The 22610-nt window shown below is 64.1% G+C and carries 19 protein-coding genes; 14 read left to right on the forward strand and 5 right to left on the reverse strand.

What is annotated here, in order from left to right; all coding sequences use genetic code 11:
* Positions 1-130 precede the first annotated feature (130 nt).
* From FJ978_RS15995 to FJ978_RS16015, 5 genes are read left to right on the forward strand one after another with little or no spacing between them, the layout of a single operon-like run.
* On the forward strand, positions 131-1648 hold the full coding sequence (locus FJ978_RS15995) for an ABC transporter ATP-binding protein (protein WP_246678145.1): 1518 nt from the start codon (positions 131-133) through the stop codon (positions 1646-1648).
* Complete coding sequence (locus FJ978_RS16000) at positions 1648-2688, forward strand: ABC transporter permease (RefSeq protein ID WP_140572873.1); 1041 nt, start codon at positions 1648-1650, stop codon at positions 2686-2688. Before FJ978_RS15995 ends, FJ978_RS16000 begins: the two co-directional genes overlap by 1 nt.
* A complete protein-coding gene (locus FJ978_RS16005; RefSeq protein WP_140572874.1) occupies positions 2676-3662 on the forward strand; it encodes an ABC transporter permease in 987 nt (328 codons plus the stop codon). The genes FJ978_RS16000 and FJ978_RS16005 overlap by 13 nt, the downstream gene beginning before the upstream one ends.
* Positions 3663-3672: 10 nt before the next feature.
* On the forward strand, positions 3673-4686 hold the full coding sequence (locus FJ978_RS16010) for a nucleoside hydrolase (protein ID WP_140572875.1): 1014 nt from the start codon (positions 3673-3675) through the stop codon (positions 4684-4686).
* A gap of 11 nt (positions 4687-4697) precedes the next feature.
* Positions 4698-5630 carry a nucleoside hydrolase gene (locus FJ978_RS16015; protein WP_140572876.1) on the forward strand — a complete coding sequence of 311 codons (933 nt, stop codon included), beginning with the start codon at positions 4698-4700 and terminating at the stop codon, positions 5628-5630.
* 74 nt (positions 5631-5704) lie between these two features.
* Here the strand turns inward: FJ978_RS16015 and fghA are convergent, their stop codons facing one another.
* Positions 5705-6550, reverse strand: a complete 846-nt coding sequence (gene fghA, locus FJ978_RS16020) for an S-formylglutathione hydrolase (protein ID WP_140572877.1) — start codon at positions 6548-6550, stop codon at positions 5705-5707.
* Between the two features lie 240 nt (positions 6551-6790).
* Positions 6791-7462 carry a GntR family transcriptional regulator gene (locus FJ978_RS16025; protein ID WP_140572878.1) on the reverse strand — a complete coding sequence of 224 codons (672 nt, stop codon included), beginning with the start codon at positions 7460-7462 and terminating at the stop codon, positions 6791-6793.
* A gap of 139 nt (positions 7463-7601) precedes the next feature.
* Between FJ978_RS16025 and FJ978_RS16030 the strand changes: the two genes are divergently transcribed.
* The 8 genes from FJ978_RS16030 to FJ978_RS16065 all read left to right on the forward strand — a co-directional run bounded on the left by FJ978_RS16030 (position 7602) and on the right by FJ978_RS16065 (position 16419).
* On the forward strand, positions 7602-8189 hold the full coding sequence (locus tag FJ978_RS16030; protein ID WP_140572879.1) for an amino acid synthesis family protein: 588 nt from the start codon (positions 7602-7604) through the stop codon (positions 8187-8189).
* Complete coding sequence (locus FJ978_RS16035; RefSeq protein ID WP_140572880.1) at positions 8182-9975, forward strand: alpha/beta fold hydrolase; 1794 nt, start codon at positions 8182-8184, stop codon at positions 9973-9975. Before FJ978_RS16030 ends, FJ978_RS16035 begins: the two co-directional genes overlap by 8 nt.
* Positions 9976-9980: 5 nt before the next feature.
* The gene (locus tag FJ978_RS16040) at positions 9981-11030 is read left to right on the forward strand and encodes an LLM class flavin-dependent oxidoreductase (protein WP_013897018.1); all 1050 of its coding nucleotides are present in this window, start codon (positions 9981-9983) and stop codon (positions 11028-11030) included.
* Entirely contained in the window at positions 11030-12508 is a 1479-nt protein-coding gene (locus FJ978_RS16045; protein ID WP_013897019.1) for an aldehyde dehydrogenase, read from the forward strand. Before FJ978_RS16040 ends, FJ978_RS16045 begins: the two co-directional genes overlap by 1 nt.
* Before the next feature lie 80 nt (positions 12509-12588).
* Positions 12589-13623: an ABC transporter substrate-binding protein gene (locus tag FJ978_RS16050; protein ID WP_140572881.1), complete on the forward strand. Its 1035-nt coding sequence runs from the start codon at positions 12589-12591 to the stop codon at positions 13621-13623.
* A gap of 60 nt (positions 13624-13683) precedes the next feature.
* Entirely contained in the window at positions 13684-14544 is an 861-nt protein-coding gene (locus FJ978_RS16055; protein WP_140572882.1) for an ABC transporter permease, read from the forward strand.
* Position 14545: 1 nt separating this feature from the next.
* Positions 14546-15346: an ABC transporter permease gene (locus FJ978_RS16060; protein WP_140572883.1), complete on the forward strand. Its 801-nt coding sequence runs from the start codon at positions 14546-14548 to the stop codon at positions 15344-15346.
* Positions 15343-16419, forward strand: coding sequence for an ABC transporter ATP-binding protein (locus FJ978_RS16065; protein ID WP_140572884.1), 1077 nt, complete (start codon positions 15343-15345; stop codon positions 16417-16419). Before FJ978_RS16060 ends, FJ978_RS16065 begins: the two co-directional genes overlap by 4 nt.
* 185 nt (positions 16420-16604) lie before the next feature.
* Here the strand turns inward: FJ978_RS16065 and FJ978_RS16070 are convergent, their stop codons facing one another.
* Complete coding sequence (locus FJ978_RS16070; protein WP_140572885.1) at positions 16605-18674, reverse strand: FAD-dependent oxidoreductase; 2070 nt, start codon at positions 18672-18674, stop codon at positions 16605-16607.
* 281 nt (positions 18675-18955) lie between these two features.
* On the opposite strand from FJ978_RS16070, the gene argE reads away from it, so the two are divergent.
* Positions 18956-20119 carry an acetylornithine deacetylase gene (gene argE, locus FJ978_RS16075; RefSeq protein WP_140572886.1) on the forward strand — a complete coding sequence of 388 codons (1164 nt, stop codon included), beginning with the start codon at positions 18956-18958 and terminating at the stop codon, positions 20117-20119.
* A gap of 10 nt (positions 20120-20129) precedes the next feature.
* Here the strand turns inward: argE and FJ978_RS16080 are convergent, their stop codons facing one another.
* Together FJ978_RS16080 and FJ978_RS16085 are read right to left on the reverse strand one after the other, a co-directional pair.
* Positions 20130-21065 (reverse strand): LysR family transcriptional regulator, encoded by a 936-nt coding sequence (locus FJ978_RS16080; protein ID WP_140572887.1) that lies wholly within the window; start codon positions 21063-21065, stop codon positions 20130-20132.
* A gap of 49 nt (positions 21066-21114) precedes the next feature.
* Complete coding sequence (locus FJ978_RS16085) at positions 21115-22605, reverse strand: aldehyde dehydrogenase (RefSeq protein WP_140572888.1); 1491 nt, start codon at positions 22603-22605, stop codon at positions 21115-21117.
* Between the last annotated feature and the right edge of the window lie 5 nt (positions 22606-22610).

A 22610-nucleotide genomic window follows, 5' to 3' on the forward strand; every position in this document is an offset into this window, starting at 1 on the left:
ATCCGCCGCGGCTTGCCGTGGCGGATCAGCGTCCAATCTGCCAGAGCTCCCAATCTGCGAGAGCCCCAAATCTACGAGAGCCATAGTGTCGAACGCGCCGGGGTCACCGACCCTCCACAGCACTGCCGCAATGGCCGTCGAGTTGACTGCTATCACCAAGCGGTTTGGTGCGTTCGTTGCCAATGACGGTATCGACCTTGCCGTGCGCCGGGGTGAAATCCACGCCATCATCGGCGAGAATGGCGCCGGCAAGACGACGCTGATGAACATCCTGTTCGGTCTGCTCCAGCCCGACGAAGGGTCGATCCGGCTGAATGGTGAGGCCACGGTGGTGGCCGACCCGGCCGTCGCCATCAAGGCTGGGCTCGGCATGGTGCACCAACATTTCAAGCTGGTGCCTTCGCTGTCGGTCGCCGACAACGTCTTTCTCGGCATGGAAATCCGCCGGCATGGGCTGATCGACCATGCCGCGCAGATTTTGCGCACGCGCGACCTGTCGAAGCGCTTCGGACTGCATGTCGATCCAACCGAGCGCGTCCGGCTGCTCTCGGTCGGCATCGAGCAGCGCATCGAAATCCTGAAAGTCCTGGTGCGCGGCGCCCGCACCATCATCCTCGACGAGCCGACCGCCGTGCTGACGCCGCAAGAGAGCCGCGAACTGTTCCAGACGCTGCGCAGCTTCGTCGCCGAGGGCATGACCGTGATCTTCATCTCGCACCATCTGGAAGAGGTGATGGAGGTGTCCGACACGGTGACCGTACTGCGCAACGGCAAGAAGGTGGCGACCCGTCCGACGTCGGAACTCAGCAAGGACGAGCTGGTGCGCATGATGGTCGGCCGCGAGGTCAGTTTCGACCGGCGGCCGCGCGCGGCGCTGCATGGCGACGTGGTCCTCGACGTCAAGGATCTGTGGGCACGCGACGATCGCCGGCTGCCGGCTGTTCGTGGTGCAAGCTTTGCTGTCCGTTCCGGCGAGGTGGTGGGGATAGCCGGCGTCGCCGGCAACGGGCAGACGGAACTGGCTGAGGTGCTTTCGGGCCTGCGGCCGGCAAGCCATGGCGGGGCCTGGTTGAAGGGCCAGGATCTCACCACGCTCTCCACCGCCGCAATTCGCGAGGCCGGCCTTGCCCATGTTCCGGGCGACCGCATGGTGCGCGGGGTCGATCGCAATGCGTCGATCGCGGCAAACACGTTGATGGGCCGCCAGCATCGTGCGCCGTGGTCCAACAAGGGCGTCCTCAACTGGAAGGCCATCGGCCAGGGCGCCAACGCCCTGATCAAGAGCTTCGACATCCGCGCGCAGGGATCAGGAGACGCCGTCAAGCGGCTTTCGGGCGGCAACATCCAGAAAGTGGTGCTGGCGCGCGAATTCACCAATGGCGCCGACTTCCTGCTGATCGACCAGCCGACGCGCGGCGTCGACATCGGCGCCCAGGAGGCCATCCATGACGAGATCATGCGCCAGCGCGCGGCCGGCCGTGCCATCCTACTGATCTCCGTGCAGCTTGACGAACTGGCCGCCCTCGCCGACCGCATCCTGGTGATGTTCAACGGGCGCATCATGGGCGAAGTTGCCGGCGACGATGCCGACGAAGACAGGATCGGCATGATGATGGCGGGTGTCTCGCCGCAGATGGAGTCCGCATAATGACTGACCGTTTGCGCGCTTTTTCCGGCCAGATCATCGCCATAGGCGTGGCCCTGCTGATGGGCGCGGTCATCATCCTCATGGTCGGCGAGAGCCCGGTCCGTGTCTTCATGACGCTGTTGCGTGGCGCCTTCGGCGACCAGGAAAAGATCGCCGGCACGTTGCTGCAGACGACGCCGATCCTGATTTGCGGTGTCGCAGCCTGCATCGGGCTGCGCGGCGGCATGTTCAACGTCGGCATAGAGGGGCAGTTGTTCCTTGGCGGATTTGCCGCCGCCTGGGTCGGTTTCTCCTTTTCCCTGCCCGCGGGCATTCACACGCTGGCGGCCCTGGCGCTTGCTGTCGTCGCGGGCGCGGCCTGGGTCGCCATCCCCGCCTATTTCCGGGCCCGCTACAACACCAACGAAGTCGTTTCGACGATCCTGTCGAACTATATCGCGGTCCTGCTGACTTCCTACTTCACCATCTTCCTGTTCAAACGGCCCGGCGGCTGGTCCGAGACGCCACCGATCCTGGCAACGGCCTATCTGCCGGAGATCTTTTCATTCTCGCGGCTGAACTGGGGGTTGGTCATCGGCCTGCTGCTGGCGCTCGGTGTCGCGCTCGTGTTCCGCTACACCAGTTGGGGCTATGGCGTGACGATGGTCGGCTCCGCGCCGAAGTTCGCCGAATATGGCGGCGTCAACGTGAAACGGCAGGGCTTCGTGGTGCTGCTGCTTTCGGGCGCCGTCGGTGGACTGGCCGGAGGCATCGAGACCCTTGGCGTGCATCACCGATTCATGGAGGGCTTTGCTCCGGGTTTCGGTTTCGACGGGCTGATCGCGGCGTTGCTCGCCAACGGCTCGCCGGTCGCCACCATCGTCACGGCGCTGTTCTTTGGCGCGCTTCGCAGCGGATCGCTGCTGCTCGAGGTCGACACCACCGCGTCGCGCGAAATCATCACCGTGATCCAGGCGCTGATCATCCTCAGCGTGTCGGCGCAGGTTCTGGTCAGACGCCGCGGCGACAGCCAGGCGGGGGAGCGGCGATGGAAATTCTAGACAAGCTCGTCAACGTCGCGCTGATAGCGGCGACGCTGCGCACCACCGCGCCCATTCTCCTGGTCGCGCTTGGCGGGTCGTTCACCACCAAGGCCGGCATCTTCAACATCGGCCTCGAGGGGCAGATGCTGGCAGGCGCCTTCTTCGCCGTCATCGGCTCGATCTGGACAGGTTCGGCATTCGCGGGGGTCGCCTGCGGCGTTGCCGCCGCACTTGCCTTCGCGCTCGCCTTTGCCGTGCTGGTGGTAACGTTCCGGGCCAATGAAGTGGTCGTTGGGCTGGCCCTCAACATCCTCGCCGGCGGCATGACGATCTCGCTGATGAAAGCGATCTTCGGCACGCGCGGATCGATCGTCGGCCATGGTATCGTCGGCCTGCCCAAGGTGCAGATACCCGGCGCCCAGGCGGTGCTCGGCTCGTGGGCGCCGCTGATCTCGGGTTTCACGCCGATCGTCTATGTCGCGTTCATCGCGGTGCCTCTGCTTGTGCTGTTCTACAGCCGCACCCGGCTCGGGCTCTATATCCGCGTCGTCGGTGAAAAACCCGAAGCCGCCGAGGCGCTCGGCATCTCGATCACCCGCGTCCGTTACGTCGCCTCGCTGCTGTGCGGGTTGCTTGCGGGGCTCGCCGGCGCGCATCTGTCGCTCGGCTACATCACCATGTTCACCGAGAACATGTCCTCAGGCCGTGGCTTCATGGCGGTAGCGATCCTCATCTTTTCCAACGGCGATCCGCTGAAGGTGCTGGCCGGTTGCCTTTTGTTCGGCTTCGCCGACGCCTTCTCGCTGCGTCTGCAGACGTTCGGGTTCCCGTCCTATCTGGTGCTTACCGTGCCCTACGTCGTCGCGCTGACGGCGCTGTTCGCACTGTCCTACCGGGCGCGGCCAAGGATCATCAAGGAGACGCTGGCATCGATGCAGAAACTTCTGTCGGTGGACAGGAACAGCGCTCCGGTCGACAAAAATCCCCAATGAAGGAACCCTCATGGAACGCATAATCCTCGACGTGGATTCTGCCGGCGACGACATCCTCGCCGTTTTGTTTGCCGCGGCGAACCCGAATGTCCGGCTCGAAGGCGTCACCACCGTGACCGGTGCGGCCGGCCCCATCGAACAGGTCACCAATGTCGTCCTCAACACGCTGACGCTTGCCGGGCGCGACGACATCCCGGTCCACGCCGGCGCGTGGCGGCCGATCGTCGGCAATGCCAAGGCCGACATGGAAGCGCCTGTTCATTTCGAAAAGCGGCTCGCTGCCCGCTTCGGCGACCGGCTGAAGAAATTCAATCCGCCGGCACCGCCTCCGTCCCGCCAAGCAACGCCAGGACATGCCGTCGATTTCATCATCGAGACCGTCATGGCCAATCCCGGCGAGATCACACTGGTGACGACGGGGCCGCTGACCAATGCGGCAATGGCGCTGCTGCAGGAGCCGCGCCTGACGGGCGCGCTCAAGCGGTTGCTGGTGCTGGGCGGCAACTTCCAGACGCCCGGCAACATCACGCCGCTGTCGGAGTACAACATCTGGGCCGATCCAGAAGCTTCACGCATCGTGCTCAATGCCGATGTCGACAAGATCCTGGTGCCGCTCGACATCTGCGAGGATAACCGCGTCGCCGCCTCGATGCTGACGCGCGACGACATCGCCGACATGCGGGCAATCGCCCGTAAGAACGCGGTCTTCGAGATGATCGCCGACAGTTTCCCGATCTATATCGACATCTGGCGCGAGTTCTTCGACCTTGTCGGCTTCCCGATGGACGACGTCATCACCGTCGCGCTGGCCTTTGATCCTGGCCTTGCCACCATGACCGAGCCGCTCTTCGTCGATGTCGTGCTGGACGGGCGCCTCGCGCGTGGACAGACCGTTGCCCATCGCGGCCGGCAGTTGCTGCCCGGCGGCGGACCGAAGACCACGCGGATCTGCACCGATCTCGACGGCCGCCGCTTCCTCAACCTCTTCAAGCAAACCATCGCGCGATACGAGCAAGCGGCGTGAGGACGGAAAACATGACCATTGCAACACCGATCCTGTTCGACTGCGACCCTGGCCACGACGACGCCATCGCGCTGGTCATGGCGCATCGCTCGCCGGCCATCGAGCTACTCGGCGTCACCACGACCTGCGGCAACGCCGAGGTCGAGAAGACGACGGCCAACGCGCTTCGCATCCTCGAGTATATCGGTGCCGGCGATGTGCCGGTGGCGCAGGGCTGCCATCGTCCGCTGGCGCGGCCGCTGGTGCTTGGCACCGCCGATGGCCCAAGCGGCCTCGAGGGTTCGCCCTATTTGCCGCAGGCCACGATCAAGCCGATCGACCGGCACGCCGTCGATTTCCTGGCCGACAAGCTCCGCGCCGCGCCCGAGCCGATCCTGATCGTCGCCACCGGCCCGCTGACCAATATCGGCCTGATGATCCTCAAGCACCGCGACGTGCTGCCGAAGATCAAGGAACTGATCTGGATGGGCGGTGTCTTCTACCGCAAGAGCGAGATCATCACGCCGACCGAGTTCAATGCCTTCTGCGACCCGGAAGCACTGAAGATCGTGCTGGACAGCGGCGTGCCGATCCTGATGGTCGGCCTCGACGTCACCATGCAGGTGCTGATCGAAGCACCGCAATATGCCGAACTTGCCACAATCGACACGCCGCTCGGCAAGCTCGTCAACGACTGGCTGCTGTTCTATGAGAAGCTGCACCGCAACTCGATGGGCGTCGGCGGCGCCATGCACGATCCTTTGGCGCTGGCGCTCGCCATCGACCCGACACTGGTGCGCACGCGTCCCGCCCATATCGGCGTCGATTTGTCCGGCACCTATGCTTTCGGCGCGACGGTCGCCGATTTCTGGGGCGAGCGCGGCGAGAAGGACAATGCGCGGATCGCCCACGAGGTCGATGCGGACCGTTTCTTCAAGCTGATGTTCGACCTGCTACGGGATTAGACCCGCTCGGGGTTATTCCTTGGTTCAGCGTGCCCGGTGCCAAGAGGCTAGCCAGACAATCTCGGGGATAATCTCTAGGACAATCTCTGGGCATGCCATCTCAGATGGTCTTCCATGAATGTCGAGATGAAGAAATACGAGTGATCGTAGCCGTCCTGCATCCGCAAGGTCAGCGCAATGCCGGCCTTGGCGCAGGCCGCTTCCAGAAGCCAGGGCCTCAGCCCGTCATTGAGAAATCCGTCCGACGTTCCTTGATCGACGAAAAACTCCGGGAAGCGGTGGCCATCCTCGATGAGCCAGGTGGCATCGTAGCCCCGCCATGATGTCTCGTCCGCGCCGAGATACTTTTCGAAGGCCGGGCGCGACCAGCCGGCGATGCTCGGCTGCACGATCGGCGCGAAGGCCGAGCAGCTTTTGAAGCGCCCGGGATTCTTGAGCGCTATGGTCAGTGCGCCATGCCCGCCCATGGAATGGCCAAAAACCGCCTGGCGCGCCATGTCGGCCGGAAATTCCCGCGCGATCAACGCCGGCAATTCCTCGGTCACATAGGAATACATGCGGTAGTTCGTGGCGTAGGGCGCTTGCGTCGCGTCGACGTAGAAGCCAGCACCGCTGCCAAACTGCCAATTGTCCTTCTCGTCGGGAACATCGGCGCCACGCGGACTGGTGTCGGGACAGACGACGATCAGGCCAAGCTCGGCGGCCATCCGCCTGTATTCCCCCTTGTCCATGACATTGGCATGCGTACAGGTGAGGCCGGAGAGGTACCACACGACGGGGCAAGGCTTTTCACGGGCCTGGGGCGGCACGAAGACGGCAAAAATCATGTCGCAGGAGCAGGCATCCGAGGCGTGGGAATAGACGCCCTGCACACCGCCGTGCGACTTGGCAACGGAGATGGTCTTCATCTGGTCCGACATGTGTTTCTTCTCCACCACTGGAAAACGTCGTTACGGCCGCCTGTCTACGGCATCGGTCGGGATCACGGCAACCTTGATGGATTGGATCATGCCCTAGCGCCATTCCAGCGCAGGGAACCGAAGCTTACATGCGGTGGCGCATGCATGCCGTTCCCCAAGCGCCGAGACTGACGGATCGCGCGGCGTCCACAGGCTAGGTTGTCGACAAATTATCGCATGGTCCTCATGACAGACGGCTGGTCATCTCGAGCGCAGCAATTTCTGCGCGATGGACCAGGCCTGTTCGACATGATGCCGGGCGGCGGCCTCGGCTTTGTCAGGGTCGCGCGACTTGATGGCGTCCATGATCGCGGTCATTTCGGCTATCGCCGGCTCCCGGCGATTGGTCGAACTTATGGTCATCGAGCGCAGTTGATTGATGCGGACATTCAATCCCTGCACGATCTCCCAGGCGATGCGCTTTCCGGCAGCGTCGAAGAACTTCTCATAGAAGTTCGCCGTAGCCCGCATCACCTCGACCGGCTCCCCTGACGCCCAGGCTTCAAGAAGTTTCACAAAGGCGCCGTCGAGCAGGGCGATCTGCTCCTCGGTCGCGGAGGTCGCGCAGGCCCGCGCCGCGATGCCTTCCAGCAGTGCCCGCAATTCATAGATCTCGTCGGTTCGGCCAAGGTCCGGCTTGGCCACGGCGGGTCCGTGGCCCGGTATCATCTGCACCAGGCCTTCCGTCTCCAGTTGCCGCAGGACCTCGCGCACAACGGAACGGCTGACCCCGAGCTGATCGCAAAGCGGCCGCTCGACCAGCCTTTCTCCAGGCTGGAAATGGAAGCCCATGATTGCCTCGCGCATGCGCTCCAGCGCCAGCGTCCGCAATGTCTTGGCAGAGCGGTCGATCCGCAGCGTATCGTCTGACATTTCTCTCTGCCTCCTCGCGCAGCCACAAAACAGATTCCATAGGCGATTGACAAGGTTCTTGGCGCTCCATAGCATGGTATACCATAAGACGATACAGTGATGACGGCGCGGCAAGGCGCCATCCGACCAAGGACTTCTGATGAAACCGGCCATTCGCAAGACCGTCACCTACATCGAGAACACGCTGATCGAGGGCGGCAAGACGGTACCCAAGCCGTTGCGCCTTATCGGCGTCGCCGCGGTGCTGACGAACCCCTGGGCCGGCCGGGGCTTCACCGACGACCTGTCGCCGGAGATCCGCGCCTTTGCCCCCGTCCTCGGCGAAATGCTGACCCGCGGGATCATCGCCGTCGCCGGTTCGGGCGAGGCTATCGAAGGCTATGGCAAGGCCGCCATCTGCGGAACGGCGGGCGAGATCGAGCACGCATCCGCGCTGATCCACACGCTGCATTTCGGCAATCATTACCGCCGGGCCGTTGGCGCCAAGACCTATCTCGCCTTCACCAATCTGCGCGGCGGGCCGAACACGCCGATCATGATCCCGCTGATGGACAAGAACGATGAAGGCCGCCGTTCGCACTATCTGACCGTGCATTTCCAGATCGGCGATGCGCCCGCCCCCGATGAACTGGTGGTGGCGCTCGGCGCGTCGATCGGCGGGCGCCCGCACCACCGCATCGGCGACCGCTATCAGGACCTCAGGGAAGTCGGGGACCTGCATGGCTGAGCTCGCCGCCACCGCATGGGTCCGGCAAACGGCGCCGGACGGCACCGGCTTCATCCGTGCCGGCTCCGGCGCGCCGGTGCTGCTCATCCACGGCGTCGGCATGAACGCGACGATCTGGCACGATCAGATCGCGTCGATGCAAGACAATCACGATCTGATCGCCATCGACATGCTCGGCCATGGCGGTTCGCCGCTGCCGCCTGAAGATGCTGGCCTCACAGACTTCGCCGATCAGGCACTGCGCCTGATCGACCATCTTGGTCTGGCTTCGGTGTCGATCGTCGGTCATTCGATGGGGGCTCTGGTCGCCCTGGAAATCGCCCTTCACGCACCGTCGCGCGTCCGTTCCCTCGTCTGCCTCAACGCGGTGTTCCGCCGCCCGGCCACCCTTGCGCAGGCGGTGCGCGAGCGTGCGGCGGCGCTTGGCTCGCACGGCGATGCCTCCGCCATTGCGGCAACATTGGCCCGTTGGTTCGGCGATCCGCTGCCGGAGAGCCTGGCCGGTGCGTCCGCGACGGCACGTGCTGCCCTTGAAGGCGTCGACCCCGAGGGCTACGCGCGCACCTATCGCCTGTTTGCCCGCGCCGATGCCGAGCACGCCGACACCTTGGCCAGGCTTGCCGCACCAGCCCTGTTCATGACCGGGTCGCAAGACAGCAATTCGACCCCGGCGATGTCGGCGGCGATGGCGAGGCTCGCGCCGCATGGTCAATGCCTGGTGCTGAGCGGAGAAAGGCACATGATGGCGATCGCCTCGCCCGAAAGGGTGACCCGGCACATCAATGCCTTCCTCGACACCGGGCAAGCCGCTAAGCCGCAGGCCGACGGCGCCTTCGACAGCAGCGAATTCCGGCGTGCGCTCGGCTCCTTCCTGACCGGCGTCACCATCGTCACCACGATCGGGGCAGAGGGCGAGCCGCGCGGCTTCACCGCCAACTCCTTCACCTCGGTCTCGCTAGAACCGCCGCTGGTGCTTGTCTGCATCGCCAAGAAAGCGCTGGGTCACAGCGCTTTCTCGACATCGAGGGGTTTTGCCATCAACATCCTGTCTGAGAGCCAAAAGGCCCAGTCCGGCATCTTTGCCTCCAAGGCCGCGGACAAGTTCGCGAGCGTCGGCTGGCAGGCCGGCCAGACCGGCAATCCCCTGATCGACGGTTCCGTGGCGGTGTTCGATTGCGCCATGGAGCAGTTGGTCGACGCCGGCGATCATTCGATCCTCATCGGCCGCGTTCGCGATTTCAGCCACAATGGAGCGCAGCCGCTGGGCTATTGCCGGGGCACCTATGTGACGCCCGGCCTCAGCCAGGAGGCGCTGGCGGCCGTGCCGCCCGACACGGAAGTCGGCGCCATTCTGGAAAATGAGGGCCGTGTGCTGTTCTTCGAGACATCCGACGGGTTTCACGAATTGCCGGCCGGACGTGGGCTCGGCACGTCGAAAGATCCGCGCAGCCTCAAGGGATGTCTTGCCGCCAGGGCTGTCGAGGCGCAGCTCGGCTTCCTGTTCGCCGTGTGGGACGATGCAGCCAACCCCTCGCGCACGCATGTCTATTATCGCGGTACGGTCGAGGGCCCTTACACGGATGACCGCCGTGTCAGGCTTGTCGACATCGAACAGATCGCCGCGTTGAAAATCGCCGACCCGGCCGTGCGTTCGATGCTTGCCCGCTATGCGCGCGAACGTACGCAAGATGCGTTCGGCGTCTATGTCGGCAACGAGGTCGAAGGTGAAGTCCAGCCACTCGCCTGGCCCTCGCCTTCCGCAATTCTTCAGTCCGGTCGCAGGTGAAGCCGATGAAGTTCTCGCTTTTTGTCCACATGGAGCGCTCGGATCTGGCAAAGCCGCATTCCGAGCTTGTCGGCGAGCTGGAAGAGCTGGTTCTGCAGGCCGAGGCGGCAGGCTTCGAGACCGCCTGGATCGGCGAGCACCATGGCATGGAATTCACCATCTCGCCGAACCCGTTCATCAACATCGCCTGGCTCGCAGCCAGGACAAAGCGCATTCGGCTCGGCACCGGTACCATCGTCGCGCCGTTCTGGCATCCGATCAAGCTCGCCGGCGAAGCCGCGATGGCCGACGTCATTGCCGGCGGCCGGCTCGATATCGGCATAGCGCGCGGCGCCTACGCCTACGAATACCAGCGGCTGTTCCCCGGCCTGGAAGCATGGGGCGCGGGCCAGCGCATGCGCGAAATGGTGCCTGCAATCCGTGGCCTGTGGGATGGCGATTTCGAACTCTCCGGCGAGTTCTGGTCGTTCCCCTCGACCACCTCGTCGCCCAAGCCGCTGCAAAAGCCCTATCCGCCGATCTGGGTTGCGGCGCGCGACCCCAACTCGCACGACTTCGCTGTCGCCAGCAAATGCAATGTGCAGGTGACGCCGCTGGCCTCCGGCGATGGCGAAGTGGTGAGCCTTATGGAGCGCTTCAACGCTGCCTGTGCTGCCCACCCCGACATAGCGCGGCCTGACATCATGCTGCTGATGCACACATTCGTTGCCGAGGACGCCGCCGATGCCGAGCAGCTGACGAAGGATCTGTCGCTATTCTACTGCCAGTTCGGCGCCTGGTTCCAGAACAAGAAGCCGGTGCGCCAGGGCATATTGGAGCCGCTGACCGAAGCCGAAATCGCGGCCATGCCGCAATATGCGCCGGACAAGATCAGGCAGAACCTGGTCATCGGCGAAGCCGACGAGGTGATCGCCAGGCTGAAGGCCTACGAGGCGCTCGGCTACGACCAGTATTCGATCTGGATCGACAGCGGCCTCTCCCACCAGCGCAAGAAGAAGTCGCTGCAGCTCTTCATCGACAAAGTGATGCCGGCCTTCGAAGGATCGCACGCGTGATGCGCACCGACGAATTCAGGAACTACATCGACGGAGGTTTCGCCGAAGCGGCGGCAACTTTCGACAGCATCGATCCTTCGACAGGAACGCCATGGGCAAAGATGCCGGCGGCGACGACCGCCGATGTCGACCGCGCCGTCGAGGCAGCGTACCGGGCGTTGCGCTCCGGCCCGTGGGCATCGATGACGGCGACGGCGCGCGGCAAGATTCTGGTGCGGCTCGGCGATCTCGTCGTCGCCAATGCCGATCGGCTGGCGCAACTCGAAACCCGCGACACCGGCAAGATCATCCGCGAGACCCGCGCCCAGATCGCCTATGTCGGCGACTATTACCGCTATTATGGCGGGCTGGCCGACAAGCACGAAGGCTCGTTCGTCCCCATCGACAAGGCGGACATGGAGGTGACGATCAGGCCCGAGCCGATCGGCGTCGTCGCCGCCCTGGTGCCATGGAATTCGCAGCTCTTCCTGTCCGCCGTCAAACTCGGGCCGGCGCTGGCGGCCGGCTGCACCGTCGTCCTCAAGGCCTCCGAGGACGGCCCTGCCCCGTTGCTCGCCTTTGCCGAGCTCGTCCATGAGGCAGGATTTCCGGCCGGGACCGTGAACATCCTGACCGGCTTCGGCCATGATTGCGGCCAGCGCCTGACCAGCCATCCGCTCGTCGCCCGCGTCGCCTTCACCGGCGGTCCGGCAACCGCCCGGCAGATCGTCAGGAACACGGCCGAGAACCTCGCCTACACGACGCTCGAACTGGGCGGCAAAAGCCCGGTCGTGGTGTTTGCCGATGCCGACCTGGACAGCGCCGCCAACGCGGTCGTCTCCGGCATCTTCGCCGCCACCGGCCAGAGCTGCGTCGCCGGCTCCCGGCTGCTGGTCGAGCGGTCGGCAAAGGACGAATTCCTGGCGAGGCTCAAGCGCAAGGCCGAGGCGATCCGGATAGGCGATCCGCAGGATCCGGCAACCGAGATGGGGCCGCTGGCCACGTCGCGGCAGCGCGAATGGATCGAGAACGTCGTCGCGGCAAGCCTTGCCGGAGGCGGGCGGCTGGTCACCGGCGGTGAAAGACCAGCCGGTCAGGCAGGCGGGCTCTATTACGCGCCGACGATCATCGATGCGCATGACAATACCGGGTTGCCCTGCGTGCGCGAGGAGCTGTTCGGTCCGGTGCTCAGCGTGATCGCCTTCGACACGGAAGCCGAAGCCCTGACGCTGGCCAACGACACGCCGTTCGGCCTCGCCTCCGGCGTCTTCACCACCAATCTCGCCAAGGCGCACCGTATGGCGCGCGGCATCCATGCCGGCGTGGTCTGGGTCAACACCTATCGCGCCGTCTCGCCGCTGGTTCCGTTTGGCGGTTATGGCCAGTCAGGCCTCGGCCGCGAAGGCGGCATGGACGCGATCCGCGACTACACGCGTTCGAAATCGGTCTGGATACGCACCTCGGACGACCCCATTCCCGATCCTTTTGTCATGCGGTAGCCGCCGCATGCCGGGGAAACGCGATCAAGGCGAAAACGCCGGTCGCGGACAGCCAACGAAAACAAACAGAGGAGAACGACATGAAACTGATCATCACCGGCGCCCTAGCCCGCCTTCTTGCAACAACACTTCTCGCAACGACACTTCTGGCATCGACGGCCGCAAGGGCCGAGGACATGGTGTTCACCAGCTGGGGCGGGACGACCCAGGAAGCGCAGACCAAATCCTGGGCCGAACCGTTCAGCGCCGCATCCGGCATCAAGGTCATGCAGGACGGTCCGACCGACTACGGCAAGCTGAAGGCAATGGTCGACGCCGGCAGCGTCAACTGGGATGTCGTCGACGTCGAAATGGATTTCGCCATCAAGGCGGCCAAGGACGGCTTGCTGGAGCCGATCGACTTCGCCGCCGTGCCGAAGGCAGACCTTGATCCACGCTTCACCACCGATCACGCCGTGGGCAGCTTCTACTATTCCTTCGTGCTCGCCTGGAACAAGGGCGCCGTTTCGGGCGACCCGGCCGGCTGGGCCGACATGTTCGACACCAAGAAGTTCCCGGGCAAGCGGACCTTCTACAAATGGTCGGCGCCCGGCGTCATCGAGATCGCGCTGCTGGCCGACGGCGTTCCGGCCGACAAGCTTTATCCGCTCGACCTCGACCGCGCCTTCAAGAAGCTCGACACCATCAAATCGGATATCGTCTGGTGGGGCGGCGGGGCGGAGTCGCAGCAATTGATCGCATCCGGCGAAGCAACCTTCGGCCAGCTGTGGAACGGCCGCGTCTTCGCGCTGGAGAAGGATGGCGCCGATGTCGGCGTCTCCTGGAACCAGAACCTGACCGCCGCCGACGTGCTGGTGGTGCCGAAGGGCGCCAAGAACAAGGACGCCGCGATGAAGTTCCTCGCCGCGGCAAGCAGCCCGGCCGGCCAGGCGAAGTTCGCCGAAGCCAGCGGCTATGCGCCTGTCAACACCAAGGCCAAGGCCGAGATGCCGGCCGATGCGGTGAAGGCGCTGCCGGATACCCACGTCGACGGGCAGATCAACCTCGACATGAACTACTGGGCCGAGCACCGCGACGAGATCGCCACGCGCTGGTATGCCTGGCAGGCGAAGTAAGCCTGCCCTCGAACAGAAAGGGACGAGACGGCGTCTCGTCCCCACAGCCGGATCGCTGCCATGTCGGTCGAAACACGCCAGAGCCTACCAACATTTCGGATGCCGGCAGGCTTCGGTGGCCTTTTTCCGGCACTGGTGCTGATTGCGCTGTTTTTCGTCGTGCCCGTGCTTACCCTGCTTTTGCGCAGCATCACCGAACCCGAGCCCGGCCTGCAGAACTACGCAACGCTGCTCGGTGACGGAACCTATGCGCGGGTGTTCTTCAACACCTTCCTGGTTGCCGCGGTGGTCACCGCCGTCACCGTGCTGGTCGCCTTCCCGGTCGCCTGGATGCTGGCGATCATGCCATCGCGTCTGGCTTCGATCGTCTTCGGCATTATCATCTTGTCGATGTGGACCAATCTCCTGACCCGCACCTATGCCTGGATGGTGCTGCTGCAGCGCACCGGTGTCATCAACCGGACGCTGCTCGCCATTGGGGTCATCGATCAGCCGCTGCCGCTCATCAACAACCTGACCGGCGTCACCATCGGCATGGTCTACATCATGCTGCCGTTCATGATCCTGCCGCTGGTCGGCACGCTGCGGGCGATCGATCCGATGACGCTGCGGGCGGCGGCACTGTGCGGCGCAAGCCCCTTCCAGGCATTCCGCCGCATCCTGCTGCCGCTGTCGCTGCCCGGCATCGCGGCCGGCGGCCTGATGGTCTTCGTCATGTCGCTTGGCTACTTCGTCACGCCGGCACTGCTCGGCGGCACGTCGAACATGATGCTGGCCGAAATGATCGCGCAGATGATCCAGTCGCTGCTCAATTGGGGGCTCGGCAGCGCCGCCGCCTTCATCCTGCTGGTCGTCACCATGGTGCTCTACGCGTTGCAGCTGCGCCTCGTCGGCGCCAGGCGCATGAGCGGAGGCATCTGAGATGCTGCTCGACTACGACCGCCTGGGATGGCTGAAAATCGCCCTGCTCGGCTTCACCGCGCTAGTCGCCGGCTTTCTCCTGCTGCCGGTGGTCTTCATCGTACTGCTCTCCTTCGGCTCGTCGCGCTGGCTGGCCTTTCCGCCGCCCGGCTGGACGCTCAAATGGTACCAGGAGCTTTTTGCCGACCCCGCCTGGTTCGACGCGGCGCTGACCAGCGCCAAGATCGCCACCACGACGGCGATCCTGGCAGTGGTGATCGGCCTGCTCGCCTCCTTCGCCCTGGTTCGCGGCCAATTCCACGGACGCGAGATCCTGCGTGGCCTTCTGCTGACGCCGATGGTGCTGCCGGTGGTGGTCTTCGCCATCGCCATCTACGCCTTCTTCCTGCGCCTTGGCCTCGGCGGCACCACGATCGGCTTCGTCATCGCCCACACCGTGCTGGCCTTGCCTTTCGCCATCATCCCGATCGCCACCGCGCTTGAGGGCTTCGACAAGTCGATCGAGGACGCGGCAATCGTCTGCGGCGCGAGTCCCTTCGAGGCCAAGCTTCGGATCACCTTGCCGTCCATTCGCATCGGAATCTTCTCCGCGGCGATCTTTGCCTTCCTCGCCTCGTGGGACGAAGTCGTTGTGGCGATCTTCATGGCCAGCCCCAGCCTGCAGACCTTGCCGGTCAAGATCTGGGGCAGCTTGCGGTCGGATTTGAGCCCGGTGATCGCCGCCGCCTCCAGCCTGCTTGTCGGCCTGACGCTCGCCCTGATGGTGGTGACGGCGTTGCTGCAGCGAAAGTTCCGGACATGACCCAGCCCTTCCTTTCCATCCGCGGCCTGCGCAAGGCGTTCGGCGCGATCACCGCCGTGCATGACGTCACGCTCGACATTCCAAAGGGCGAGTTCCTGACCTTCCTCGGCCCTTCGGGTTCGGGGAAGTCGACGACGCTCTATGCGATCGCCGGCTTCCAGGATCCGAGCTCCGGCGACGTCCGGCTGGAAGGCAAATCCTTGCTGGCGATACCCTCGCACAAGCGCAACATCGGCATGGTCTTCCAGCGCTACACGCTGTTTCCGCATCTGAGCGTGGCGGAAAACGTCGCCTTTCCGCTTCGCGTGCGCCGCCGGCCGGAGGCGGAGGTGAAGAAGAAGGTCGCCGACATGCTGGCCCTGGTGCGGCTGGAAAGTTTCGCTGCGCGCTTGCCCGGCGCGCTGTCGGGCGGCCAGCAGCAGCGTGTCGCGCTGGCCCGGGCGCTGGCCTACGATCCGCCGATCCTTTTGATGGACGAGCCCTTGTCGGCGCTCGACAAGAAGCTGCGCGAAGAAATCCAGGCCGAGATCCGCCGCATCCATCGCGAAACCGGCGTCACCATCCTTTATGTCACCCACGACCAGGAAGAGGCGCTGCACCTGTCGGACCGCATCGCCCTGTTCAGGGACGGCCGCATCGAGCAGACAGGCACCGGCGAGGATCTCTATCTGAGACCCGCGACCGATTTCGTCGCCGGCTTCATCGGCAATTCGAATTTCCTTGCCGCCGAACATCTCGGCACCAGCAATGGCACGGCAACGATCCGGCTGGCGGACGGTTCGGTCGTTTCCGGGGTCAAGGTCAACACTGCCTTCGGCAAGGGCCAGAAGACCCGGCTGATGATCCGACCCGAAGCCTTTCGCATGGAGCGGAGCCCGACAAGTGCGGAGCTCACCGTCGATGTGGTCGATACCGCTTTCTATGGCGAGCGCCGGCGCATCGTCGCGCAGACCGCCGACGGACAGAAGGTCGATATCAGACCGACCTCCGCCGCCATGCAATCGCGGGATGTGTCGCCATCGAGCCGACAGGTCTTTTTCGACCCGGAGGCCGCGTTCCTGTTTCCCGCCTGAGCTTTCCAAAAGTGGCTCGGGATAAACCCCAGGCTACGGCAACGCGTCCCGCAAGATTATTCTCGCCGCCTTCTCCGCGATCATGATGACCGGCGAATTGGTATTGCCGGAGACGATAGCCGATCGGGATATCGATCAGCCGCCGGCAAAGGGTCGTTTGCGGAAACCCATATTTTCAGGTCGCCCTATTCCGCCGCGAGGGCCGTCACTTCCCGCCGGAATGGCAGCGCATCGCCAATATCGGCTTCATCCAGCTCGCGGGCGAAACGGTGGCCGGCGTAAGTTGCCCAGGCGATCGGACCCGGTGCCTCGGCATCGCCGATGACCTTGATCGATCGGATGCCGCTACGCGCCCACTCGTCGCGCCGTGTTTTCAGCTCGTGCCAGACCCCATCGTCTTGTTGGCGCGATGTCACCAGCACCGCCGCATCCGCGGCGATGTCGTGTCGGGAACCCGTATAGGCACAGGCGGTGACAACACCGCCCGATACAATGCGCGTCACGACCCGGTTCAGCACGATATCGACGCCAAGCTCGGCCAGCCGACGATGGATGGCGCCCTGCTCCAGCGTGTTGCGTGTCCAGTCGGACACATAGGCGGATGGCGTCACCAGCGTCACCTTCGCGCCCTGGCGCGCCATGAGCTCGGCCAAAACGCCGCCCATGTAATAGTGGTCGTCGTCGAACAGCACGATGCTGCCGGTCGGCACGGTGCCGCCCATCAAATCGTCCGGCGTGTAGACCGGCATCGCCGGGTCCGCTGGCATCGGTACGAGATGCGCACGCGCCACACCGTCGCGGCGCCATGTCGAGCCGGTGGCGATGGCGATGTTCTGAAAGCCGAAGGCCAGGATGTCCTCGGCGGACAACCGGCTCTCGAAATAGATGTCGACGTTGGGCATCTGGCTGAGCTGGTACTGGCGATAGTCGCGCACACGCCCCCAGGCCGAGAGGCCAGGCAAGCGGCACTCGCGGGCGACACGGCCGCCAAGTTCGGTGCCGGCCTCGGCGATGGCGACCTGATAGCCGCGCTGGCCGAGCGCGCGAGCGGCCTCCAGCCCGGCGGGACCGGCGCCGACGATTAGCACGCTCTCGCTGTCGCCCTTGGCCTGCATGCGCTCGGGATGCCAGCCCTTGCGCCATTCCTCCATGAAAGTGGGGTTTTGCGTGCAGCGCGAGATCGACATGGTCATGTCGCCGGTGATGCAGATGTTGCAGCCGATGCATTCGCGGATGTCCTCGATGCGCCCCTCCTCCACCTTCTTCGGCAGAAAGGGATCGGCGATCGACGGGCGGGCGCAGCCGATGAAATCGAGCGTGCCGGACCTGATCATCCTGACCATGACATCCGGCGACGTGAAGCGGCCGACGCCCACGACCGGCTTCGAAGTCAGCTTCTTGATGCCGGACACCAGGCTTTCCTGCGCGGCCTCCTCCTTGAACCGCGACGGCCCCGAACAGTCCTCCCAGGCGCCATGGGCCAGGTCCCAGAGGTCGGGCAGGTCGGCGTGCATCTCGATCAGATCGCGCACCTCCGAATTGGCAAAGCCGAGCTCGCCGATCATCTCGTCCAGCGACAAACGCAGCGTCAGGCCGCAGGTGTCGCCAATGGCGTCGCGCCCTTCCTCGATCAGCTCGCGCATCAGCCGCGAGCGGTTTTCCAGCGAGCCGCCATATTCATCGTTGCGCTGGTTGGTGGCGGTGGACAGGAAGTGCTGGATGATGCCGAAGCCGTGCGCGCCGTAGAGGCACACCAGGTCGAAACCCGCCTGCCTGGCACGTCTGAAGGCATTGCGATGCCAGCGGCGCAGGTCGCGTATATCCTGCCTGTCCATGGCGCGCGCCTGAACCGGATCGTTGGTGAAAGTCCGGATGGGCAAGGCCGACGGTCCGCGCGGCACCTCCTTGGTGTAGAGGTTCGGACCGTTGATGCCCGAATAGGCGAGCTGTATGCCTGCCAGCGCGCCATGCTGGTGCATGGCCTTGGCCATCTTGGCAAGCGCCGGAATATCGGCGTCGTCCCATAGCCTGAGCTCGATGAAGGGCGTGATCTCCGAGGTGTGATGCATCTCGGTCTGCTCGGTGAAAATGACGCCCCAGCCGCCTTCCGACTTGATCCGGCGCATCTCGGCCGCGGCCGAAGGATCGCGATAGCCACCGCCATTGCAGTGCGGGACCTGATAAAAACGGTTCTTGGCGGTGACCGGCCCGATCTTCACAGGTTCGAACAGAATGTCGTAGCGTGGATCGCGCAATGGTGCTTCCTTCCTGCCAGCGTCACATCGCGGCGTGCGCGGTGATGGTTTCAAACCTTGGCGCGAGCCGATCCGCCCGGTGGGTAGATGCCGTGAAACTACTCATAAGTTGCGGCGCGTGCCGGAAAACTACAGATTTCTTCTGTGCCGATTAGGACGCGCCTAACCCGCCTCCGCCGCCTGGATTAGCATCCAGTGAATCCCGGCTGAGCCAAATGCGACTTCAAGGGCATGGTCGCGCGATGCTAGATAACGCGCACGGCCAACGAGACGTGAGACGCATGGACAGCATCCAAATCCTTGAAAGGTTGATTGCCTTTCCGACCGTCAGCCGTGACTCGAACCTCGACCTCATCGCCTATGTGACCGACCTGCTGGCGGCACATGGCATTATCTGTCAGATCATCCGCAGCCCCGATGGCCACAAGGCGAACCTCTTCGCCACCATCGGGCCGACCGACGCTCCCGGCATCATGCTGTCGGGTCATACCGACGTCGTTCCTGTCGAGGGACAGAACTGGACGCTGCCGGCCTTCGAGATGAGCGAGCGCGACGGCAAGCTTTACGGGCGCGGGACGGCCGACATGAAGGGCTTTGTGGCCTGCGCGCTTGCGGCGTGCCTCAAGGCCTCGAAAATGACCCTGCGAACACCTTTGCATCTGGCGCTTTCCTACGACGAGGAGATCGGCTGTATCGGCGTGCACAGCCTGATCGATATGCTAGCGACTGCGCCGCAACGGCCATTGCTGTGCATCGTTGGCGAGCCAACGGGCATGCAGGTGGCGACCGGGCACAAGGGCAAGCTCGCGGCACGCGCCATCTGCAGGGGGCGCGAGGGCCATTCGGCTCTGGCCCCCTTGGCGCTCAACGCCATCCATCTCGGCTGCGACTTCGTCTCCGCCCTGCGCCGGGAACAGGACCGGCTGGCGCGCGATGGCACGCGCGACGGCGACTACGACATTCCCTACACGACCGTCCACGTTGGCAGGATGAATGCCGGCGTGGCGCTGAACATCGTGCCAAACCTCTGCCAACTCGACTTCGAGATCCGCAACGTCGCGGCCGACAACCCCCAGGAGATCCTCGACTGCCTGCGCAAGGAAGCCTCACGCATCGCTGCCGAAGCCTCGGCCATCGCATCCGAGGCAGCGATCGACATCGACATCACCAACACCTATCCTGGCCTGGATACGCCTGCCAATTCGCAGGCCGTCGCTTTCGTCAAATCGCTGACCGGCGCCAACAACACCATCAAGGTCGCCTTCGGCACGGAAGGCGGCCTGTTCAGCCGCGACCTCGGTATGCCGACGGTCGTGTGTGGACCAGGATCGATGGCGCAAGGGCACAAGCCCGACGAATTCGTCAGCGCCGAACAGATGCGCCGCTGCGACGACATGCTGGAAAAATTGCTGGAGCAGCTTTCCGCACCAATTCAGATTGCGTGATTGAAGGCCGCTATTCGATGACCCGCCCACTGCCGAAGACACCCTGTTCGACCACGAAACGGCGGCAATGATCAATGAATGCCTGCACCGTCTGTGTGCGGTGCTCGGCGTTGGGCAATGCGATCCCCATGGTAAGAGGCCGTAAATCCCCCTCCAGGGGCACGAAGACCAACGGCTTGCCGTCAGGCGCCAGCGTGTTCAGCGGCCGCATGTTGGCGATGCCATAGCCGAAACCGTTCGCAACCATCGAACGCATCACCGCAATGTCGCCGGTGCGTTCGGCAATGTTCGGCCGGATCCCCCGCGAATGAAAAGCCGAAAGGAAATATTCGCGGCTATACGGCAGGTCGAGCAGCACCATCGGTTCGTCGGCCAGTTCTTCCGTCGTGATGGAAGGCTTGCCGGCGAAGCGGTGTCCCTGCGGCAGCATGACATAGGCCGGCACGAGCATCAGCGGTTCGAAAGTCGTGTCCTGCGACAATTCGAGATCGTAGGTCAGCGCCGCGTCGATTTCGCCTCGCTGCAACATTTCAAGCAACTGACCCTGGTTGCGTTCGAACTGCCTGAACCGCACTTCGGGATAGGCGCGCTCGAACTTGGCGCGCAGCGTCGGCATGACGATCTGCGCGAAGGTCAGCAGGCATCCGATCGCCAGCGGTCCGCGCACTTTTTCGGCGATATCGCCGGCGATATCGTGCAGAGCGTCGGCGTCGGCAAGCAGCTTGGCGGCCTCCTTCAGGAAAACGCGCCCGCCTGCCGTGAGCGACAGTCCATGCGAATGCTTGCGAACAAAAAGCTGGACACCGAATTCGGCCTCCAGCTGCGCGATGGAAGCCGAGATCGAAGGCGGCGAAACATTGACCTGTTCGGCCGCCTTGGTGATGGAGCCAGCCTCGCCGACGGCGACGAAATATTCCAGCTGTCGGAGCGTGAAGCGTAGCGGCATGGCTGGCTATGTTGCCGGTTTGGGTGCTTCGATCAAGCCTTGGCACCCATCAGTATTTGATCCACGTCGTTTTCAGCGCGGTATACTTGTCGAGCGCGTGCAGCGACAGGTCGCGGCCGAAGCCGGATTGCTTGACGCCGCCGAACGGTGTCATCGGGCTCAGCGCATCGACGGTATTGACGGAAACCGTGCCTGCGCGGAGCCGACTGGCGACACGGTGGGCGCGTGACAAGCTGTCGGTCCACACCGACGCGGCCAGCCCATACGGGCTGTCATTGGCAATATTGATGGCCTCCTCTTCGCGGTCGAAAGCGATGACCGAAAGCACCGGCCCGAATATCTCATCGCGCGCAATCTGGTCGTCATGGGCAACGTTGTCGAAGATGGTGGGCTGTATGAAGCTGCCGCGACCATTGACCGTGACCCGATCGCCGCCGGCAACCAGGCGCGCGGTCTTCTTGCCGGCCTCGATGAACCGCATGACGTTGACCGCGTGGCTGATATCAACCATGGCGCCCATTTTCGAGGCGGGGTCGAGCGGATCGCCAGGCTGGGTGGCCGCCGCGCGCTCAGCCAGTTTTTCCACGAGGGCATCCTTAATCGAGCGTTCAACGAGCAGGCGCGAGTTGGCCGAACAGACCTCGCCCTGGTTGAAGAAGATGCCGAACGCCGCCATATCGGCTGCCGCATCGAGATCGCCGCAATCGGCGAAGACAAGGTTAGGGCTCTTGCCGCCGGTTTCCAGCCAGACCTGCTTCATGTTCGATTGACCAGAATACTGCAGGAACATCTTGCCGACCGCGGTCGATCCGGTGAAGGCGAGGCAATCCACATCCATGTGGCGGCCGAGCGCCTGTCCGGCCGTCTCGCCAAGGCCGGGCACGACATTGAGCACACCGGCAGGCAGGCCCGCTTCCATCGCCAATTCCGCCAGCCGCAGGGCCGACAGAGGCGACTGCTCGGCGGGTTTGAGCACCACCGAATTGCCGGCCGCCAGTGCCGGCGCGCACTTCCAGGTCGCCATGTCGAGCGGGAAATTCCACGGCACCACGGCGCCGACCACGCCGAGCGGCTCGCGCCGCACCAGCACCAGATCGTTGCCGCCGGTCGGCGCCACTTCGTCGTAGATCTTGTCGATGGCCTCGCCATACCACTGGAAGATCGCCGCCGAACCCGGGACGTCGACGGAGGCGGCGTCCCTGACGAGTTTGCCCATGTCGAGCGACTCGAGCAGTGCCAACTCCAGCAGGTTTTCGCGCAGCAGCCGCGCCAGCCGCAGCAACACCTCCTTGCGGTGTGCCGGGCTGGTGCGTGACCAGACGCCGGCCTCGAAGCTGCGCCGCGCCGCGGCAACAGCCAGATCGACATCTTCCTCGCCGCACGACGCCACCTCGGCCAGCGTTTCGCCGGTGGCTGGATTGATGCTGGCGAAGGTGTGGCCCGAACGCGCGGCAACCGTCTTGCCGTCGATGAACGCCTTGTCGCGAAAACGGAGCGCGGACGCTTTGCTGATCCAGTCCTTGTGACTGAGCTCGCTCATCCGGA

Source organism: Mesorhizobium sp. B1-1-7, assembly GCF_006442705.1.
GTDB classification, from domain to species: domain Bacteria; phylum Pseudomonadota; class Alphaproteobacteria; order Rhizobiales; family Rhizobiaceae; genus Mesorhizobium; species Mesorhizobium opportunistum.

Bases quoted from the DNA above. Each gene is read 5' to 3' on its own strand.
- FJ978_RS16065 (WP_140572884.1), top strand. From the start codon at position 15,343: ATGACCCAGCCCTTCCTTTCCATCCGCGGCCTGCGCAAGGCGTTCGGC.
- FJ978_RS16010 (WP_140572875.1), top strand. From the start codon at position 3,673: ATGGAACGCATAATCCTCGACGTGGATTCTGCCGGCGACGACATCCTC.
- FJ978_RS16050 (WP_140572881.1), top strand. From the start codon at position 12,589: ATGAAACTGATCATCACCGGCGCCCTAGCCCGCCTTCTTGCAACAACA.
- FJ978_RS16045 (WP_013897019.1), top strand. From the start codon at position 11,030: ATGCGCACCGACGAATTCAGGAACTACATCGACGGAGGTTTCGCCGAA.
- FJ978_RS16000 (WP_140572873.1), top strand. From the start codon at position 1,648: ATGACTGACCGTTTGCGCGCTTTTTCCGGCCAGATCATCGCCATAGGC.
- FJ978_RS16015 (WP_140572876.1), top strand. From the start codon at position 4,698: ATGACCATTGCAACACCGATCCTGTTCGACTGCGACCCTGGCCACGAC.
- FJ978_RS16005 (WP_140572874.1), top strand. From the start codon at position 2,676: ATGGAAATTCTAGACAAGCTCGTCAACGTCGCGCTGATAGCGGCGACG.
- FJ978_RS15995 (WP_246678145.1), top strand. From the start codon at position 131: ATGGCCGTCGAGTTGACTGCTATCACCAAGCGGTTTGGTGCGTTCGTT.
- FJ978_RS16040 (WP_013897018.1), top strand. From the start codon at position 9,981: ATGAAGTTCTCGCTTTTTGTCCACATGGAGCGCTCGGATCTGGCAAAG.
- FJ978_RS16085 (WP_140572888.1), bottom strand. From the start codon at position 22,605: ATGAGCGAGCTCAGTCACAAGGACTGGATCAGCAAAGCGTCCGCGCTC.
- fghA (WP_140572877.1), bottom strand. From the start codon at position 6,550: ATGTCGGACCAGATGAAGACCATCTCCGTTGCCAAGTCGCACGGCGGT.
- argE (WP_140572886.1), top strand. From the start codon at position 18,956: ATGGACAGCATCCAAATCCTTGAAAGGTTGATTGCCTTTCCGACCGTC.
- FJ978_RS16080 (WP_140572887.1), bottom strand. From the start codon at position 21,065: ATGCCGCTACGCTTCACGCTCCGACAGCTGGAATATTTCGTCGCCGTC.
- FJ978_RS16025 (WP_140572878.1), bottom strand. From the start codon at position 7,462: ATGTCAGACGATACGCTGCGGATCGACCGCTCTGCCAAGACATTGCGG.
- FJ978_RS16035 (WP_140572880.1), top strand. From the start codon at position 8,182: ATGGCTGAGCTCGCCGCCACCGCATGGGTCCGGCAAACGGCGCCGGAC.
- FJ978_RS16060 (WP_140572883.1), top strand. From the start codon at position 14,546: ATGCTGCTCGACTACGACCGCCTGGGATGGCTGAAAATCGCCCTGCTC.
- FJ978_RS16055 (WP_140572882.1), top strand. From the start codon at position 13,684: ATGTCGGTCGAAACACGCCAGAGCCTACCAACATTTCGGATGCCGGCA.
- FJ978_RS16030 (WP_140572879.1), top strand. From the start codon at position 7,602: ATGAAACCGGCCATTCGCAAGACCGTCACCTACATCGAGAACACGCTG.